The organism is Shewanella acanthi, assembly GCF_019457475.1.
In the GTDB taxonomy this organism is placed as follows: Bacteria; Pseudomonadota; Gammaproteobacteria; order Enterobacterales; family Shewanellaceae; genus Shewanella; species Shewanella acanthi.
On record NZ_CP080413.1, the window covers coordinates 3,109,073 to 3,128,690 of the forward strand.

11 protein-coding genes and 3 rRNA genes are annotated in these 19,618 nt (G+C 47.3%); 3 read left to right on the forward strand and 11 right to left on the reverse strand.

Features of this window, described 5'->3' with window-relative positions; genetic code table 11:
• Positions 1-158: 158 nt before the first annotated feature.
• Both K0H61_RS13365 and K0H61_RS13370 read right to left on the reverse strand, forming a co-directional pair.
• Positions 159-3,008 carry a M16 family metallopeptidase gene (locus K0H61_RS13365; RefSeq protein ID WP_220049881.1) on the reverse strand — a complete coding sequence of 950 codons (2,850 nt, stop codon included), beginning with the start codon at positions 3,006-3,008 and terminating at the stop codon, positions 159-161.
• A 141-nt stretch (positions 3,009-3,149) separates the two neighbouring features.
• Complete coding sequence (locus K0H61_RS13370) at positions 3,150-3,575, reverse strand: YqaA family protein (protein WP_220049882.1); 426 nt, start codon at positions 3,573-3,575, stop codon at positions 3,150-3,152.
• A 287-nt stretch (positions 3,576-3,862) separates the two neighbouring features.
• On the opposite strand from K0H61_RS13370, the gene K0H61_RS13375 reads away from it, so the two are divergent.
• The gene (locus tag K0H61_RS13375) at positions 3,863-5,116 is read left to right on the forward strand and encodes a dicarboxylate/amino acid:cation symporter (protein WP_220049883.1); all 1,254 of its coding nucleotides are present in this window, start codon (positions 3,863-3,865) and stop codon (positions 5,114-5,116) included.
• A 151-nt stretch (positions 5,117-5,267) separates the two neighbouring features.
• Positions 5,268-5,435, forward strand: coding sequence for a hypothetical protein (locus K0H61_RS13380; protein WP_220049884.1), 168 nt, complete (start codon positions 5,268-5,270; stop codon positions 5,433-5,435).
• Between the two features lie 49 nt (positions 5,436-5,484).
• Here the strand turns inward: K0H61_RS13380 and K0H61_RS13385 are convergent, their stop codons facing one another.
• From K0H61_RS13385 to pssA, 8 genes are all read right to left on the reverse strand, one after another.
• Positions 5,485-6,615, reverse strand: a complete 1,131-nt coding sequence (locus tag K0H61_RS13385; protein WP_220049885.1) for a sodium ion-translocating decarboxylase subunit beta — start codon at positions 6,613-6,615, stop codon at positions 5,485-5,487.
• An 8-nt stretch (positions 6,616-6,623) separates the two neighbouring features.
• Positions 6,624-8,459 carry a sodium-extruding oxaloacetate decarboxylase subunit alpha gene (gene oadA, locus K0H61_RS13390; RefSeq protein ID WP_220049886.1) on the reverse strand — a complete coding sequence of 612 codons (1,836 nt, stop codon included), beginning with the start codon at positions 8,457-8,459 and terminating at the stop codon, positions 6,624-6,626.
• 11 nt (positions 8,460-8,470) lie between these two features.
• Positions 8,471-8,683, reverse strand: a complete 213-nt coding sequence (locus K0H61_RS13395; protein WP_434086621.1) for an OadG family protein — start codon at positions 8,681-8,683, stop codon at positions 8,471-8,473.
• A gap of 995 nt (positions 8,684-9,678) precedes the next feature.
• Positions 9,679-9,794 (reverse strand): 5S ribosomal RNA (rrf, locus tag K0H61_RS13400).
• 172 nt (positions 9,795-9,966) lie between these two features.
• Positions 9,967-12,859, reverse strand: a 23S ribosomal RNA gene (locus K0H61_RS13405).
• A 308-nt stretch (positions 12,860-13,167) separates the two neighbouring features.
• Positions 13,168-14,710 (reverse strand): 16S ribosomal RNA (locus tag K0H61_RS13410).
• Together the 16S, 23S and 5S rRNA genes form the textbook arrangement of a ribosomal RNA operon.
• A 122-nt stretch (positions 14,711-14,832) precedes the next feature.
• A complete protein-coding gene (locus K0H61_RS13415; RefSeq protein WP_213160140.1) occupies positions 14,833-14,976 on the reverse strand; it encodes a hypothetical protein in 144 nt (47 codons plus the stop codon).
• A 456-nt stretch (positions 14,977-15,432) separates the two neighbouring features.
• On the reverse strand, positions 15,433-16,329 hold the full coding sequence (pssA, locus tag K0H61_RS13420) for a CDP-diacylglycerol--serine O-phosphatidyltransferase (protein WP_258405950.1): 897 nt from the start codon (positions 16,327-16,329) through the stop codon (positions 15,433-15,435).
• Positions 16,330-16,420: 91 nt separating this feature from the next.
• Here pssA and K0H61_RS13425 point away from each other — a divergent pair, with 91 nt between their 5' ends.
• The gene (locus tag K0H61_RS13425) at positions 16,421-16,882 is read left to right on the forward strand and encodes a DUF4124 domain-containing protein (protein WP_220049888.1); all 462 of its coding nucleotides are present in this window, start codon (positions 16,421-16,423) and stop codon (positions 16,880-16,882) included.
• Positions 16,883-17,007: 125 nt separating this feature from the next.
• Here the strand turns inward: K0H61_RS13425 and clpB are convergent, their stop codons facing one another.
• Entirely contained in the window at positions 17,008-19,581 is a 2,574-nt protein-coding gene (gene clpB / locus K0H61_RS13430; protein ID WP_220049889.1) for an ATP-dependent chaperone ClpB, read from the reverse strand.
• Between the last annotated feature and the right edge of the window lie 37 nt (positions 19,582-19,618).

Here is a 19,618-nt window from a genome sequence, read left to right on the forward strand (position 1 = left end):
ACTGCTAATGGAGCAAGCACTATATACATTATGCTAGGATAAAACGCAGACGGTGACAGCTAATGCCGTCACCGTCTTACAATCTTAATTTTTCGTCCTACACCTTGCGATTAAGGCAAAGAACATGTCTGACATCTATATAGGGTCAAAAAGCTAATTTACAATACTAAGGTTTCAACTGGATAGCCTAAATTTACTAAATCAGTCTCAATTTTTGCTTTATCCCCAACCACTAAGATGATCATACGGTCAATATCCAGCACCGAAGATGCCAACGCATTGAGTTCATCCTTAGTGATAGTATTGATGATTTTATCCTGCTGCGCGGTAAAATCTTGGCTTAATTGATATCGCTGAATGATCCGCATAAAGCCCGCTTTCTGGTAAGGAGTTTCGTAATCTAACGCCTGACCTTGGGAAATGGAATTACGCATAAAATTGAGCTCCGCATCCGTCATCCCCTGCTGCTGATATTGCTTAATTTCCTTAATCAACTCGGCCAACGCTTTTGCGGTAACATCGGTTCTGACATCGCTCGATGCAGAAAAATCTCCAAGCTCTGCGCCCCCCGAAAATGAAGTGCGCGCACCATAGGTATAACCCTTGTCCTCGCGCAGGTTAAGATTTATTCGACTGTTGAACGCGCCACCTAAGGGATAGTTCATTAGGGTAGATTTAAAGTAATTCCCTGTGGCATCAAAAGGTAAAGCTCTAGCCGCAATATTAATCACCGACTGAGCCGCTCCGGGTTTATCGATAAGATAAATAGTGCCCCCTTTAATCGCAGGAAGTGATTGCAATGGCGGCAACTGCGTTGCTTCGCCTTTCCACTTGCTTAGGCCCGACAATTTGGGCAACAGTTTGGATTCAGGTAAATCCGCGACGCTAATGATTTTGGCATTACCGCTGCGATACTGCTGCGCATAAAAGGCTTTAACGTCATCAAGGGTTAATGCAGATACAGTGGCCATTGTCCCCATATCACTTACACCCGCTGAATTGTTACGGCCATAGAGCAAACTGGACAGGGCTGAATCGGCAATAAAGCCAGGATCTGACAACATATGCTGAATTTGCTGTAAATGCTGTTGTTTTACACGCAAAAAGTCGGCCTCATTAAAGGCAGGCTGGAAAAGTTTTTCCTCCAAAATTGCCAAGGTTTCATCGAGATGCTCTGTGAGCGCCGAAACTTTAATCCGACTTTGCGTATCCGAAGCACTGAAATCGATCGTGCTACCCAGCATTTCAAGCGCCTGAGATAATTGCTCAGTACTGCGCTGTTGAGTCGACTCGTTGAGCATTTCAGCCGTTAAACTGGCAAGCCCCGCTTTTTCTACAGGAACTAAACGGTGACCTCCGTTTAAATACACTACTAACTCAACAGTTGGGGTTTCTTTACTTTGCGTCCCCATCACCTCAATGCCATTGGCTAAGGTTTTAGTCCAGATATCAGGCACTTTAGGCAAAGGTGCTGCGGCAGAAACAGGCATCACATTACGGTCAAAGTTAGACACGAGTTTTGCATCAGACAATTCACCTTCAACCGCGGTTTGCGCAACGGGTAACATTTCTGGCGTGAAATTATCCTCATGGGCGATTAGGGATGACATCCCCCTTGGGACCACACTCATTACCACTCTGTGTTTGTCTTTGATGTATTTCTTAAATACCCGCATGACATCATCTTTAGTGACATTAGCATAGCGAGCAAGGTCGACAGCTATTCGGTTAGGCTCACCAAACATGGTTTGATTCAAAGCCAGTGTGGAGACTTTGCCTTTGACACTTTGCAAACTAAAAATAGTATCGGCCTCAAACTGCACCTTTACCTTTTGTAGGTCATCATCGGTTACGCCCCGTTGTTCAAACTCATTGATAGAATCCAAGATACGCTGCTCAAGTTCAGCTAGCGTCGCACCTTTTTCGGGATTCGCGAGGGCATAGATAGACATTTGACAAGCGAGCTCTTGGCAAGGCTGACTCACACTGGCTTGTACCGCATATCCATCTTTCACTAAATTTTTATAAAGTAGTGAGGTTTTACCGCCACCCAGAATATTGGCGAGTAAATCGAGTGCCGCTTCATCGGGGTGACTGGCATAAACCGTTGGAAACCCTATTCGAATAAGCGGTAAATGGACATTATCTTCCATCGATAAATAACGGGTTTGATCGAGAGTGACTAGATTTTTTGCTTCGGCTAAGACTTCTGGGCCCCTTGGAATTTCACCAAAGTATTTATTCACCCAAGCTAAGGTTTGCATTTCATCAAAATCGCCACCGATAGTGATAGTGGCATTGTTAGGCCCATACCAGCGTTGGAAAAAATGCTTAACATCATCAACAGTGGCGCGATTCAAATCCTCAGGCCAACCGATAACCGGCCACGAATAAGGATGCCCGACGGGATAAAATGCTTGGTTGAAACGTTCTCCCATTCGGCCATAGGGTTGATTATCGATGCGTTGTGCCCGTTCGTTTTTAACCGTCTCACGCTGTACTTCAAATTTCTGACTGGTCAAAGCAGGTAGGAAGAAGCCCATTCTGTCGGACTCTAACCACAAAATCTTCTCCAGTTGATTACTTGGGACTGTTTCGAAATAGTTGGTTCTATCGGTGTTGGTAGAGCCATTAAGGGTCCCACCTGCCTCGGTGACTACCTCGAAATGTTGCTCATCGGCGACATGCTCAGAACCTTGGAACATCATATGTTCGAATAAGTGGGCAAATCCTGAACGACCAGCAAGCTCACGGGCCGAGCCGACGTGATAAGTCACATCGACGTGCACTAAGGGATCGGAATTATCTTGATGCAAAATAACCGTCAGACCATTAGCAAGCTGGTATTTTTTATAGGGAATACCGACTTGAGAGTCCTTCAGTTGCACATTTTCAATTAACTTTACGCCCGCGGGTAATTGAGTTGAGGTTTGGCTGGCACAACCTGCAAGTGCGGCGGAAATCGCGACCGCTAATATCCATTTTTTCAAGGTATTCCCCTTATACATCAATAGGCTAAAAAATTAGCCCCTGTAGAATGCTCAGTATCAATAATGAGTTCTGACTCATTACTCCCTGCAAAGTTCCAAGTAATACAAGGACTTCCTTTGCAGCGTTATCATCCTTTAACCGAACAACACGTTTAAAAACTAACTAAACCAATGCAATGTCGCGGCCGCCACGATAAGGTAACGCAGAGTTTTACCGATCAAAATCATCACTAATGCGGGGAGTGCCCTAAGCTTTAACCATCCCGCCAATAAACATAATAGATCGCCAATCACTGGCGCCCACGACAACAATAACGACCAAACACCGTAACGCTCAATAAGGGCTAAAGCTTTGGCCTGTTTTTCCTCACTAAGGGTCTCGGGGGACTTTGCAAACCGGCCAATACGCCCTAAATAAAAACTCGTCATCGCCCCTAAGGTATTGCCCACACAGGCTACCGCCACTAATGCGACCCAAGCTTGCGGCGCTTTATTCAGCAACGCAATCAGTAAAACTTCTGATCCTCCCGGTAACAAAGTAGCGGCTAAAAAAGCACCCAAAAACATCGTACTTAATTCAGGCATAAAAGCTTACTCTATGAAATTACTACTCTTTCACTCTCTAGTTCAGAAAACCACTACCGCGTTAATAGGATGTAGCGACTAACCATTTCACAACAAACTCATTTATCACAATAAGTTATAAGAAAATCGGTTTGTTATAACCCTATCACAGCCGATACAATGCCTTTAATGGCAAAAAATGTCCTGTACCTGACTCGCCGCATGATATAAGTTCATTCACTTCAAGTGGATATTCATACTAGCATCACAGGTCCATGGGCTTGTAATGATATTTTTTTGGAAAACGCATGATCCTTCAAACCATTAGCCGCATTCCTTTTTGGCAAAAAGTCCTCGCAGGCTTTATTTTAGGTGCACTCGTTGGCGTACTTTTAGGCGAAACTGCTACAGTGCTTAAACCCCTTGGCGATTTGTTTATCAGCGCCATTAAGATGCTGGTTGCGCCACTGGTCTTCTGTGCGATTGTGGTCAGCATTACCTCGCTAGGCTCTCAAACAAATCTCAAACGCTTAAGTCTTAAGACCTTAAGCATGTTTATGCTGACAGGCACAGTCGCCTCTCTGATTGGTTTAGCTGTTGGCTCACTTATCGATATGGGCGGCACAATGCAACTGGCCACCACGGAAGTGCGTGAGCGCAATATTCCAGGTTTTGCGCAGGTGCTGCTAGATATGATCCCAGTGAATCCTTTTGCCGCCCTAGCGGATGGAAAAGTGCTGCAGATCATCGTATTTGCTGCATTAGTCGGGATAGCCATCAACAAGGTTGGCGAGAAAGCCGAGCCACTAAAACGAACAATAGAAGCGGGTGCAGAAGTCATGTTCCAACTGACACGCATGGTGCTTAAACTTACTCCAATCGGCGTATTTGGTTTAATGGCTTGGGTAGTGGGTGAATATGGTTTATCGACCCTATTACCTCTAGGTAAGTTTATCGCCGCTATCTATATTGCCGCCCTTATTCATATGATTTTTGTCTACGGCGGACTAGTTAAATTTGCCGCGGGTTTAAGCCCTGTGCAATTTTTCCGTAAGGCTATGCCTGCGCAATTAGTGGCTTTTAGTACCTCTTCAAGTTTCGGCACCCTGCCTGCCAGTACCAGAGCGGTTGAAACCATGGGTGTTTCAAAGCGTTATAGCGCCTTCGTTATGCCGCTCGGTGCAACCATGAACATGGATGGCTGTGGTGGTATCTACCCTGCAATTGCCGCGATTTTTATCGCACAAATTTACGGTATTCCACTCGATACCTTAGATTATGTGATGATTGCCGTTACAGCCACTGTGGCCTCCGTTGGTACTGCCGGCGTGCCTGGCAGCGCTATGGTGATGTTAACCGTCACTTTAGGCGTGATTGGTTTACCCCTTGAAGGTATCGCCTTTATTGCCGCCATCGACCGTATTATCGATATGATCCGCACCGCGACCAACGTCACAGGCGACATGATGACCGCCGTAGTGATTGGCAAATCTGAAAATGAGCTTGATGTTGAGCAGTTTTACAGCAACGAGACTCAAACAGCTGCGGTTGCCGATAATTAATCAATCAATAAAGAATTATCCAATAAAAAAGACCGCTTAGATGCGGTCTTTTTTATTATCCGTATTTCACTTATTGCGCATGAAACATCCATGACTTTCGGCTAAACAAGCTGTTAAACTCTTTACTTATTTACCAAAAGTAGAATGAATCATGACTAAACTGTTTTTATTACCACTTATCCTTTGCTTACTGTGGATACTGTTTTTAAAAGCCAATGGTTTATCACTGGCCCAAGGAAAACGTGGCTTTATCTACATCATAGCCATCAGCAGCACATTGATTTTGCTGCTTATGCTGCTCCTGTGGATAACGGCTTAAAAGCCTATTGGTTAACAATAGGCAGTACTTTCGCCTCCAAACTCGCAACTTAGCCAAGCACTGCCAGTAAAATCCCCGCAGCAACCGCTGAGCCTAATACCCCAGCGACATTTGGCCCCATGGCGTGCATCAGCAAAAAGTTATGGTGATTAGCCTCTAACCCAACTTTATTGACCACCCTTGCCGCCATTGGCACTGCAGATACGCCCGCCGCGCCAATTAATGGATTGACTTTACCGCCAGTTAATTTGCACATCAGTTTTGCCATCAGCACCCCTGCAGCGGTACCAATCCCAAACGCCAACGCGCCCAAAACCAAAATCCCTAAAGTTTCGACGCGCAAGAACTGCTCCGCAGAAAGTTTAGAACCAACGGCTAAGCCTAAGAAAATGGTAACGATATTAATCAGCTCGTTTTGCGCCGTTTTCGATAATCTATCGACCACACCCGACTCACGCATTAGGTTGCCAAGGCAAAACATGCCAACCAGAGGAGTCGCTGCGGGTAAAAATAAAATCGTTAAGCCCAATACCATCAACGGGAAAATAATCTTCTCCTTTTTACTCACCTCCCTGAGCTGCTCCATCTTTATCTCACGCTCAGCTTGGGTCGTGAGTAAACGCATGATGGGCGGCTGGATAATCGGCACTAGCGCCATATAGGAATAGGCCGCCACAGCAATCGCTCCCAACAACTCAGGCGCAAGCTTAGAGGCAAGGAAAATCGCCGTAGGTCCATCCGCGCCACCGATAATGGCAATGGCTGCGGCATCCTGCATGGTAAATTCAAAACCTGGCACCAGATTCAGCGCTATCGCCCCAATTAAGGTCGCAAAAATCCCAAACTGCGCCGCTGCACCGAGTAGCAAGGTCTTTGGATTGGCAATCAGCGCACTAAAATCTGTCAGCGCTCCGACCCCCATAAAGATCAGCAGCGGAAACACCCCAGTTTCAATCCCAACATGGTAGGCGTAATACAGCATGCCGCCCTCATCGGTAAAACCCGCGTTGGGAATATTCGCCAGCACGGCGCCAAAACCAATGGGTAGCAGCAGTAGGGGCTCGAAGCCACGCACTATCGCAAGGTATAACAACACGGCGCCTACAGCCATCATCAAGGCCTGCCCTGCAGTAAAATGGGCTATGCCCGTTTCGGCCCAGAAAGCCAGTAAACCATCCATAATGACTCCTAAGCTAAGGCCAGTAATTGAGAACCCACGGCTACCGAATCCCCCTCTTTCACAAAGAGATGGGTTATAATGCCATCCCCCTGTGCGCGGATTTCGGTCTCCATTTTCATGGCCTCTAGGATAATAACGACATCGCCGGCGCACACCTTGTCACCAATACCGACATGCACTTTGAAGATATTGCCCGATAGGGGCGCGCTCATCTTAAGTTTCAATTCACTGGTTTGAAGCACTGGCGCAGCGCTCGGCTGAGAAGGATTTGCTTGACCAAGCTGCTGTGCGGCTTGCCCTTGAGCTTGGATTTGACTGATTTCGCCACCCTCGGCAACTTCAACCACATAAGTTTGCCCCTCAACCGTGACGGTATAGGTTTCGGCCTCACGCGGCGTAGCAGACGACACTGATGCAAGTTCAGGTTTAGGCTCAAAGGCGGTTGGATCGTGACGGTGTTTTAAAAACTGTAAGCCAATCTGCGGGAAAAGCGCATAGATGAGTAAATCATCGTCCAGAGACTTTTCCTTACTCTCAGTGACGAGACTAATCCCTTGGTCCTGCGCCTTTGATAATAACTCCGCACGCAACTTCTCAAGCTCTGGTGAAAGTAAATCAGCAGGACGGCAGGTTATCGCCGCCGCGCCGTTAAGCACTCGAGCCTGCAACTTGGGATTAACCGGGGCTGGAGTGGCGCCATATTCGCCCCTTAACACCCCTTCAGTTTCTTTCGTCAACGATTGATATCTTTGCCCCATCAGTACATTGATAACCGCCTGTGAACCGACAATCTGCGAGGTTGGCGTAACCAAAGGCAGAAAACCTAAATCCTGACGTACCCGAGGGATCTCCTCCAGCACAGCATCGAGCTTGTCAGCCGCGCCTTGTTCTTTGAGCTGACTCTCCATATTGGTCAACATGCCACCGGGCACTTGAGCACGAAGAATGCGCGAATCGATACCTTTTAATGCCCCTTCAAACTTGGCGTACTTTTTACGCACCTTACGGAAATAAGCAGCAATATCTTCAAGTAAGGTAAGGTCATAGTGAGTTTCACGCTCAGTCTCCGCCACCATAGCAACCACAGTTTCAGTTGCAGTATGACCATAGGTTTGGCTCATGGAGGAAATGGCAGTATCGAGCACATCGATTCCCGCCTCAATCGCCTTTTGATAGGTAGCCGTACTTAGTCCAGTGGTGGCGTGGCAATGCAATGAGAGCATGAGTTGAGTTTGTGATTTTAAGCGACTGATAAGCTCAAAGGCTTCCATCGGCTTGAGTAGACCCGCCATATCTTTAATGCACAACGAATGGCAGCCCATGTCCTCAAGACGTTTTGCCATATCGACCCAAGTATCCACCGTATGAACAGGGCTCGTCGTATAAGAAATTGTGCCCTGCGCGTGCCCACCGACGTCACGCACCGCCTTTACCGCCATCTCGAGGTTACGCACATCATTCATCGCATCAAAGATACGGAACACATCGACACCATTGGTATGGGCACGCTCGACAAAACGCGTCACTAAATCATCGGCATAATGGCGATAACCCAATAGATTTTGTCCGCGGAGTAACATTTGTTGAGGCGTATTGGGCATCAACTTTTTCAGCTCTCGGATCCTATCCCAAGGATCCTCCCCCAAATAACGGATGCAGGCATCGAAGGTCGCTCCGCCCCAAGACTCGAGCGACCAAAAACCGACTTTATCAAGCAAAGGTGCAATCGGAAGCATGTCATCGATGCGTAAACGCGTCGCTAAAATAGACTGATGTGCATCCCTCAAGACGACATCGGTTAACTGTAATGGCTTAGACGCCACAATCGAATTTACTCGGTTCATATGGCGCTCCATTATTTAGCCTGAGAACGATACTGCTGGACGGCTAAGCTGATCGCAGCCACCAATTTAGGATCTAAAGTGTTTGCACGTCCGGTTGAGTTCGCATCCTTCGCCTTTAACGACTCAGCTGCTTTGGGCTCTTCGCGGCACCACTTAGCAACCAGATGTACACCTAATATCAATACACTTAAAAATAAATAGACCAGCCCCATACCCAATAACATGATGCCAACAGCATCTAAAAGCTGTTGTGTTATCTCCCCTTTCACGTCAGAACCTCCTTCACCTCTCAACTCATATCAAGTATTAATTTTACAACTACACAACATTTCTATTGATAACAAACTCAACCTACGAATGTAAATTGGTAAGACCAATTTACACAAAATCAGCAACAAGTACCTGATAGATCCTTAGTTAATGAGCGATAAAATGAATATTCGTTAATGAAACTCCAAAGTAGAGATATTTGTTGAGGATTGAGGACGGGATAAACATACAAACCAAGATGCAACCAAAAGCAAAAATGGACTAACAATAAGGTTCAAAATCTCCATTAAACGAGCACACAAAGAGAACAAACTTTATATTTAACGATTTATTCTATAGGAACAAAAATCAAAGAAGCCTCAATACAGTACGCTGCAGTATTTAGAGCAAGCAGCCATTTAGAGGAATGATGTTATAGGTGTTGAAGAATGAAGATAACGGAGGAATAAGTCGCTCTCTATTAACATTGCATAGGAAGCGATAATTAAAGAAAGCAGTACTTAGAGAAGTCTTTTAAAGAATAGACTGTTGAAATTGAAAACAAAAAAGCCAGCTTATTCAGCTGGCTTTTCGCTCTCTTTACGAGACGATTTGTCTTCACTTTTAAAAGTGAAATCAAATTCGGTACTTGGCATGGTCAACTTCGAACGTGTTCGTCGCGTTGAGCCACATGAATGTGGTGAATTCATAAAACGTCAGGAACGAATTTATACAGCCCTTGCCATAAACTTCGTTTGTTGAGCACAAGAACTTCACCCTACGACCACCATGGATGGCGGAAGTGTCGATATAGAAGGAACATTTATCGACCTATCACATGGTCGGAACCTCACTGCGTCCGGACTCTTTATATTCCCCATGGTCGAATGAGTATTACAAAGCGAATAAACGAAAAAATCCCCAACACACAGTGTTGGGGATTTCCGCTCTCTTTACGAGAAAATTAGGCGCTTGGCGATGACCTACTCTCACATGGGGAGACCCCACACTACCATCGGCGCGATTGCGTTTCACTTCTGAGTTCGGGATGGGATCAGGTGGGACCACAATGCTATTGTCACCAAGCAAAAAATTGTCTGGAACAATTTTTAACGCGCTTTAGCGCGGCCCGTTAGGGTCAACTACATGGATGTAATTGATAAATTTTTATTCCAGTTAATTCGGAAAGCTGGTTTGAGTCACTTCTTAAGTGTTTGTATTCTATCTAAGCACGCTTAGTAAAACCCATCTGGGTTGTATGGTTAAGCCTCTCGAGTCATTAGTATCAGTTAGCTCAACGCCTCACAACGCTTACACACCTGACCTATCAACGTCCTAGTCTCGAACGGCTCTTTAGTGGACTTAAAGTCCAAGGGATGACTCATCTTGGGGCTCGCTTCCCGCTTAGATGCTTTCAGCGGTTATCGATTCCGAACATAGCTACCGGGCAATGCCATTGGCATGACAACCCGAACACCAGCGGTTCGTTCACTCCGGTCCTCTCGTACTAGGAGCAACTCCCCTCAATCATCCAACGCCCACGGCAGATAGGGACCGAACTGTCTCACGACGTTCTGAACCCAGCTCGCGTACCACTTTAAATGGCGAACAGCCATACCCTTGGGACCGACTTCAGCCCCAGGATGTGATGAGCCGACATCGAGGTGCCAAACACCGCCGTCGATATGAACTCTTGGGCGGTATCAGCCTGTTATCCCCGGAGTACCTTTTATCCGTTGAGCGATGGCCCTTCCATTCAGAACCACCGGATCACTATGACCTACTTTCGTACCTGCTCGACGTGTCTGTCTCGCAGTTAAGCTGGCTTATGCCATTGCACTAACCGTACGATGTCCGACCGTACTTAGCCAACCTTCGTGCTCCTCCGTTACTCTTTGGGAGGAGACCGCCCCAGTCAAACTACCCACCAGGCACTGTCCTCAACCCCGATAAGGGGCCAGAGTTAGAACATCAACACTACAAGGGTGGTATTTCAAGGACGACTCCACGAGAACTAGCGTTCCCGCTTCAAAGTCTCCCACCTATCCTACACATGTAGGGTCAATGTTCAGTGCCAAGCTATAGTAAAGGTTCACGGGGTCTTTCCGTCTAGCCGCGGGTATACGGCATCTTCACCGCAATTTCAACTTCACTGAGTCTCGGCTGGAGACAGCGTGGCCATCATTACGCCATTCGTGCAGGTCGGAACTTACCCGACAAGGAATTTCGCTACCTTAGGACCGTTATAGTTACGGCCGCCGTTTACCGGGGCTTCGATCATGAGCTTCTCTTGCGATAACCCAATCAATTAACCTTCCGGCACCGGGCAGGCGTCACACCGTATACGTCATCTTGCGATTTTGCACAGTGCTGTGTTTTTGATAAACAGTTGCAGCCACCTGGTATCTGCGACTGCCGTCAGCTTAGGGAGCAAGTCCCATCACCAACAGCAGCGTACCTTCTCCCGAAGTTACGGTACCATTTTGCCTAGTTCCTTCAGCCGAGTTCTCTCAAGCGCCTTGGTATTCTCTACCCGACCACCTGTGTCGGTTTGGGGTACGATTCCCGCTAACCTGAAGCTTAGAAGATTTTCCTGGAAGCATGGCATCAACTACTTCAGTCCCGTAGGACCTCGTCATCAGCTCTCAGTGTATAGTGACCCGGATTTGCCTAAGTCACCCACCTACCACCTTAAACGCGGACTACCAACGCCGCGCTAGCCTAGCCTTCTCCGTCTCTCCATCGCAGTTAGCGGAAGTACAGAAATATTAATCTGTTTCCCATCGACTACGCCTTTCGGCCTCGCCTTAGGGGTCGACTCACCCTGCCCCGATTAACGTTGGACAGGAACCCTTGGTCTTTCGGCGAGGGGGTTTTTCACCCCCTTTATCGTTACTCATGTCAGCATTCGCACTTCTGATACCTCCAGCGTGGGTTACCCCTTCACCTTCAACGGCTTACAGAACGCTCCTCTACCGCGCAACCCTAATGGATTGCACCCGTAGCTTCGGTGGTATGTTTAGCCCCGTTACATCTTCCGCGCAGGCCGACTCGACTAGTGAGCTATTACGCTTTCTTTAAATGATGGCTGCTTCTAAGCCAACATCCTAGCTGTCTAAGCCTTCCCACATCGTTTCCCACTTAACATACACTTTGGGACCTTAGCTGACGGTCTGGGTTGTTTCCCTTTTGACGACGGACGTTAGCACCCGCCGTCTGTCTCCCGGATAGCACTCTTTGGTATTCGGAGTTTGCAAAGGGTTGGTAAGTCGGGATGACCCCCTAGCCTTAACAGTGCTCTACCCCCAAAGGTGTTCGTCCGAGGCGCTACCTAAATAGCTTTCGAGGAGAACCAGATATCTCCCGGTTTGATTGGCCTTTCACCCCCAGCCACAAGTCATCCGCTAATTTTTCAACATTAGTCGGTTCGGTCCTCCAGTTGATGTTACTCAACCTTCAACCTGCCCATGGCTAGATCACCGGGTTTCGGGTCTACGCCTTGCAACTAAACGCGCAGTTAACACTCGGTTTCCCTACGGCTCCGCTATTCGCTTAACCTCGCTACAAAACGTAAGTCGCTGACCCATTATACAAAAGGTACGCAGTCACGGTCTCAAGAACCGCTCCCACTGCTTGTACGTATACGGTTTCAGGTTCTATTTCACTCCCCTCACAGGGGTTCTTTTCGCCTTTCCCTCACGGTACTGGTTCACTATCGGTCAGTCAGGAGTATTTAGCCTTGGAGGATGGTCCCCCCATATTCAAACAGGATATCACGTGTCCCGCCTTACTCGATTTCATCAAAGGTTAGTTTTCGTGTACGGGGCTATCACCCTGTGCCGCTGGACTTTCCAGACCATTCCACTAACACCCCTCTGACTTAAGGGCTAATCCCCGTTCGCTCGCCGCTACTAGGGGAATCTCGGTTGATTTCTTTTCCTAAGGGTACTTAGATGTTTCAGTTCCCCTCGTTCGCCTCACTACACTATGTATTCATGTAGTGATAACAGCTTATGCTGCTGGGTTCCCCCATTCGGACATCGTTAGCTCAAATGCTTGTTACTAGCTCGCCAACGCTTTTCGCAAGTTACTACGTCCTTCATCGCCTCTGACTGCCAAGGCATCCACCGTATACGCTTAGTCGCTTAACCATACAACCCAAATGAGTTTCACTCACCTAGGTCGTTGCGACCAGCTGGTTTTACTTGTCTCATCTTCGACCAAGAAGATGGACTCGCCTTAGACTTGAATATTCAAGACACTTAAAAAGTGTTTTAAGAACTCAATTTTTTGTATTAACACAGCAACAGACTTTGCTGCATTAATTACTATCAGCTTTCCAAATTGTTAAAGAACAATGCTTACCGGCTCGCGGTGCATTTCGCTCTCCCTTCTCTTTCGAGAAGTTCAACAAGCCATCTGTGTGAACACTCAACAAACATCGAGTTAGTCGTATAGGTAAGGAGGTGATCCAGCCCCAGGTTCCCCTAGGGCTACCTTGTTACGACTTCACCCCAGTCATGAACCACAAAGTGGTGAGCGCCCTCCCGAAGGTTAAGCTACCCACTTCTTTTGCAGCCCACTCCCATGGTGTGACGGGCGGTGTGTACAAGGCCCGGGAACGTATTCACCGTGACATTCTGATTCACGATTACTAGCGATTCCGACTTCATGGAGTCGAGTTGCAGACTCCAATCCGGACTACGACGAGCTTTGTGAGATTAGCTCCACCTCGCGGCTTTGCAACCCTCTGTACTCGCCATTGTAGCACGTGTGTAGCCCTACTCGTAAGGGCCATGATGACTTGACGTCGTCCCCACCTTCCTCCGGTTTATCACCGGCAGTCTCCCTAGAGTTCCCGCCATTACGCGCTGGCAAATAAGGATAGGGGTTGCGCTCGTTGCGGGACTTAACCCAACATTTCACAACACGAGCTGACGACAGCCATGCAGCACCTGTCTCAGAGTTCCCGAAGGCACTAAGCTATCTCTAGCGAATTCTCTGGATGTCAAGAGTAGGTAAGGTTCTTCGCGTTGCATCGAATTAAACCACATGCTCCACCGCTTGTGCGGGCCCCCGTCAATTCATTTGAGTTTTAACCTTGCGGCCGTACTCCCCAGGCGGTCTACTTAATGCGTTAGCTTGAGAGCCCAGTGTTCAAGACACCAAACTCCGAGTAGACATCGTTTACGGCGTGGACTACCAGGGTATCTAATCCTGTTTGCTCCCCACGCTTTCGTGCCTGAGCGTCAGTCTTTGTCCAGGGGGCCGCCTTCGCCACCGGTATTCCTCCAGATCTCTACGCATTTCACCGCTACACCTGGAATTCTACCCCCCTCTACAAGACTCTAGTCGACCAGTTCGAAATGCAATTCCCAGGTTGAGCCCGGGGCTTTCACATCTCGCTTAATCAACCGCCTGCGCACGCTTTACGCCCAGTAATTCCGATTAACGCTTGGACCCTCCGTATTACCGCGGCTGCTGGCACGGAGTTAGCCGGTCCTTCTTCTGTAGGTAACGTCACAGCTGCAAGGTATTAACTTACAACCTTTCCTCCCTACTGAAAGTGCTTTACAACCCGAAGGCCTTCTTCACACACGCGGCATGGCTGCATCAGGGTTTCCCCCATTGTGCAATATTCCCCACTGCTGCCTCCCGTAGGAGTCTGGGCCGTGTCTCAGTCCCAGTGTGGCTGATCATCCTCTCAGAACAGCTAGGGATCGTCGCCTTGGTGAGCCATTACCTCACCAACTAGCTAATCCCACCTAGGTTCATCCAATCGCGGAAGGCCCGAAGGTCCCCTCCTTTCCCCCGTAGGGCGTATGCGGTATTAGCAGTCGTTTCCAACTGTTATCCCCCACGACTGGGCAGATCCCTAGGCATTACTCACCCGTCCGCCGCTCGCCACCTCAGGAACAAGTTCCCTTGTGCTGCCGCTCGACTTGCATGTGTTAGGCCTGCCGCCAGCGTTCAATCTGAGCCATGATCAAACTCTTCAATTAAAAGTTTTTTGTTTAACTCGCGTTAAACGACTCAATGAATTCTGATTTGCTGCTTCGACTCGAAAGTCAAAACAAACTGTACATATTGCTATGAACACTCATTCATTGATTTAATTCTTTGATTACTCGCCAAACGGCAGAGTAATTTCGATTAACTCAACACCTGTGAGTGTCCACACAGATTTCTTGTTTAGATTGTTAAAGAGCATTTGACCTTCAGCTTTCGCGTTACCGCTCAGCGGGTCAGGGCTGCGTATTCTACGCATTTCCCATTTCGCGTCAAGGAGTTTTTTTCAACTTCTTTTCGCACTTGAATCGTTCGCTCAAAAGCTGTTCGATTCAAGCTGAATCAGCGTTTGCTTTCGCGCTCTGCCGTGTCAGTGGATGCGCATTATAGGCAGCGAAAACTTTTGTGCAAGGGTATTTTTCACAAAACCGATTAAGCGAACAAATATCCATCAAAAACCATTAAAAAGGATATTAAATGTACAAATTCGGTCATCGCGGGTTGGTAAGCTTGGCACAGGTAATTTGAGTTTGCCCAGAATTCTATAGATTGAATAATCTTAAAAGCGAAACTTTTACTACTTTTCTATATAAAAGAAGAAGTATTTTGCGCACGCCGATTAGAGATAATGGTGATTAAAGATAGCCGCTGAGTTAATACTTATTTGCAAGTATCACAAAGGCCTTGAGCAGTTCATCATCCTATATATAGATAGCTATTGGTTCTTACTGTTCTCTTGTTGCGCTAGGCCATCAACTTTGTTTTGATTGGGCTCTTCATTTATTGCACTAGCTTCAACTTTTACTTCAACCTCTAATGCATTTTCCGAATCATCATTTACATCATGGTCACTAACAGATTCGTGGTCACCCACAATATGAGCCATCTTTAATTTTTTCACTTGGCGGATAGTAATAATGGGACCAGAAATAGCGTAAAGATAAAAACCGATGCACAGGATAAGTGCAGGTTGAACTGAAACAACCACGAAGATACCAACAACGAAAAGGATAGCCATGAAATTGACCTTACCGCGCCAGTCGATTTCTTTAAATGAGTGATAACGAAAATTGCTCACCATCAATAGACCGGTAATTGCAGTAATAAAACCAGCTATCCAGCTAATGTTCTTACCATCGAGGCTATATTGATTACCAAGCCAAATGCTACCCGCAATAATGGCTGCAGCAGCGGGACTGGCTAAACCTTGAAAATACCGCTTGTCGGCAACGCCTACTTGGGTATTAAAACGTGCAAGTCTAAGCGCTGCCCCCGCACAATAGATAAATGCAGCTAACCATCCTACTTTCCCCAGATCCGCGAGCGCCCAGTTATAGGCCAGTAATGCTGGCGCCATCCCAAAGGACACCATATCTGACATACTGTCGTACTCAGCGCCAAAATCACTTTGGGTATTTGTCAGCCTTGCGACCCTACCATCAAGACCATCGCAGATCATCGCGACAAAAATCGCAATGGCTGCTGCCTCAAAATTGCCATTCATCGAAGCAATTGCCGCATAGAAACCGGAAAACAGTCCCGCTGTGGTAAAAAGGTTTGGTAATAAATAGATACCTTTATTCTTTACTGTTTGATTCGATGAATTTTGCATACACTTATCAGTCTATAAGCTGGCACGAAAGTAGGCTTCAAGATAGCATATTTTACTATCATGTCGATGATGACCCTTAGGGATGATTCCAATGTTAAGAATGACAAAATTCAACTCAGTATTAGTTCGCTGCTTTTGGTTAGCGCTGCTCTCTCAGCCCGTTGTGGCAGGTACAATTTACACTTGGGTGGATGAAAATGGCGTAACACATTACAGTCAGCAGCCACCAGAGCAGGATTTGCAAAAATCCAAAACGCTTCAGAGTTCTGAACTTGAGCCAGTGAAAGTCGGTTCTGTTGCCCCACAAAAAGCGGCGGCACCCGAAATGACTGAATCCGAGAAAAACGCCGCATTAATAAAAGAAAAAGATGCCAAGCAAGCGCAAAGCATTTGTGAAAATGCAAAGCAAAATTTAGACGTATTGACTACCCATACCAAACTCACCCGTCAGGATGGTAAAGATAAAGAGCCCGTTGCGATGACGGAAGAAGAACGCCAGGCGGCCATCGCGGAGAATCAGCAAAGAATTAAACTTTTCTGTGATAGAAAATAACGAAGACGTTTAAGTCGTTAGCTTTAGATGTTTAAACATAAAAAAACCGAAGTCTTGAACTTCGGTTTTTTGTTTAGGCTTGAATACATTCAATCCGCAGTGATCAGTCTCGAGAGCATAGAATATTATTGCTCGAACACCAACTCACCACCCGCGGCGCTAACCTTGATAGCTTTACCCGGCAGTAAATCACCACGGAGTAATTTTTGTGCCAGTGGATTTTCCATCTCTTGCTGCAATGCGCGTTTCAGCGGTCTTGCTCCATAGACAGGATCAAAGCCAATCTCGGCAATCAGTGACAATGCCTCATCGGTGATCTCCAAAGTATAGTCTTTCTCAGCCAAACGTTTACGCAGTGAAGCGATTTGAATACTAGCAATATGCTTAATATTATCCGCATCCAAGGGATGGAACACAACTGACTCATCAATTCGGTTTAAAAACTCGGGTCTAAAGCTGTGGGTGACCACATTCATGACCGCCGATTTCATTTCCGCATAACTTAAGTGACCAAATCCCTCTTGGATAATGTCTGAGCCTAAGTTCGACGTCATGATGATGACTGTATTTCTAAAGTCGACGGTGCGACCTTGGCCATCGGTTAAGCGGCCATCGTCCAACACCTGCAATAGAATGTTAAACACATCCGGATGGGCTTTTTCCACCTCGTCGAGCAGGATAACTGAGTAAGGTTTACGGCGAACGGCTTCTGTTAAGTAACCGCCCTCTTCATAGCCCACGTATCCTGGAGGCGCGCCAACCAGACGAGATACGGCGTGTTTTTCCATAAACTCAGACATGTCGATACGCACTAGTGCCGATTCGGTATCGAACAGGAACTTCGCCAGTGATTTACACAGCTCGGTTTTACCGACACCGGTTGGCCCTAAGAATAGGAAGGATCCAATCGGACGATTAGGATCGGCAAGTCCAGCGCGGCTACGACGAATCGCGTTTGCTACAGCATCCACAGCCTCATTCTGACCAATCACTCGTTCATGCAGCGCCACTTCCATTTGCAGCAGTTTTTCACGCTCACCTTCGAGCATCTTCGATACCGGAATCCCCGTCGCCTTAGACAACACTTCGGCAATCTCTAAGTCGGTGACTTTATTGCGCAGCAGCGTCATGTCCTGCATTTCGGCTTGGGATGCTAAGTCGAGCTGTTTTTCAAGTTCAGGAATGCGGCCATATTGCAGCTCCGACATACGGGTCAGATCGCCAGCCCTGCGCGCAACTTCTAAATCCATTCGCGCCTGTTCAAGATCAGCCTTAATATGCTGAGTACCGGCAAGGGCTGCCTTTTCAGTGCGCCAGATTTCGTTAAGCTCAGCCGCTTTTGATTCCATCTCGCGAAGTTCAAGTTGCAGATGATCGAGTCTGCGACGACTCGCCTCATCGTTTTCCTTCGCTAATGCCTGTTCTTCCAATTTCAGTTGGATTACACGACGCTCGAGTCTGTCGAGGGATTCGGGTTTGGAATCCATTTGCATACGGATGCTCGATGCCGCTTCATCAATCAAATCGATGGCTTTATCGGGCAGCTTACGATCCGACACATAACGATGTGACATAGTTGCTGCCGCAACAATCGCAGGATCGGTAATTTCTACATGGTGATGCAGCTCATAACGCTCTTTGAGACCACGCAAAATCGCTATGGTGTCTTCAACGCTCGGCTCATCCACTAATACTTTTTGGAAACGACGTTCAAGCGCCGCATCCTTTTCAATGTATTGGCGATATTCATCGAGTGTTGTCGCGCCCACACAGTGGAGATCACCACGGGCAAGTGCTGGCTTTAACATGTTGCCCGCATCCATGGCACCATCGCCTTTACCCGCGCCCACCATAGTGTGCAGCTCATCGATAAAGAGGATGACTTGGCCTTCTTCCTGCGCGAGTTCATTAAGTACCGCTTTTAAACGCTCCTCAAACTCACCGCGATATTTCGCACCCGCAATTAACGCGCCCATATCGAGGGACAAAACACGTTTGTTTTTTATGCCCTCTGGCACTTCACCGTTCACAATCCGCTGAGCAAGCCCTTCAACAATCGCGGTTTTACCCACACCGGGTTCACCAATCAGTACAGGGTTGTTTTTACTGCGACGTTGTAATACTTGAATGGTGCGGCGGATTTCATCGTCACGACCAATCACAGGATCGAGTTTGCCCTGCTCGGCGCGCTCAGTCAGATCGATAGTGAATTTCTTCAATGCCTGACGTTGATCCTCCGCATTCGGATCATCGACATTCTGCCCGCCACGAACCTGCTCAATAGTTTGCTCGAGCAGTTCTTTAGTCGCACCGGATTTTTTTAGAATTTGAGCTAAAGCATCGCTGCCTTCTAAAGCGGCCAGTACAAATAACTCGCTGGAGATATATTTGTCTTTACGCTTTTGCGCCAGTTTGTCACACAGGTTTAATAAACGGATCAACCCCTGTGACAGCTGAACATCACCACCCGTCCCTTCAACCTGTGGTAAACGTTCTAACTCTTGGCTCAGTAACGAGCGCAGCGCACTCACACGAATGCCTGCTTGGGTTAATAATGGATGAATTGAACCAGAATCCTGGTTGAGCAGCGCCATCATCAAATGTAACGGTTCGATAAACTGATGATCACGGCCAAGTGCTAAAGACTGGGCGTCTGAGATGGCAAGCTGAAATTTATTGGTCATACGATCGAGTCGCATACAGCCTCCTAATACTCAAAAATGGGGTATCACATTT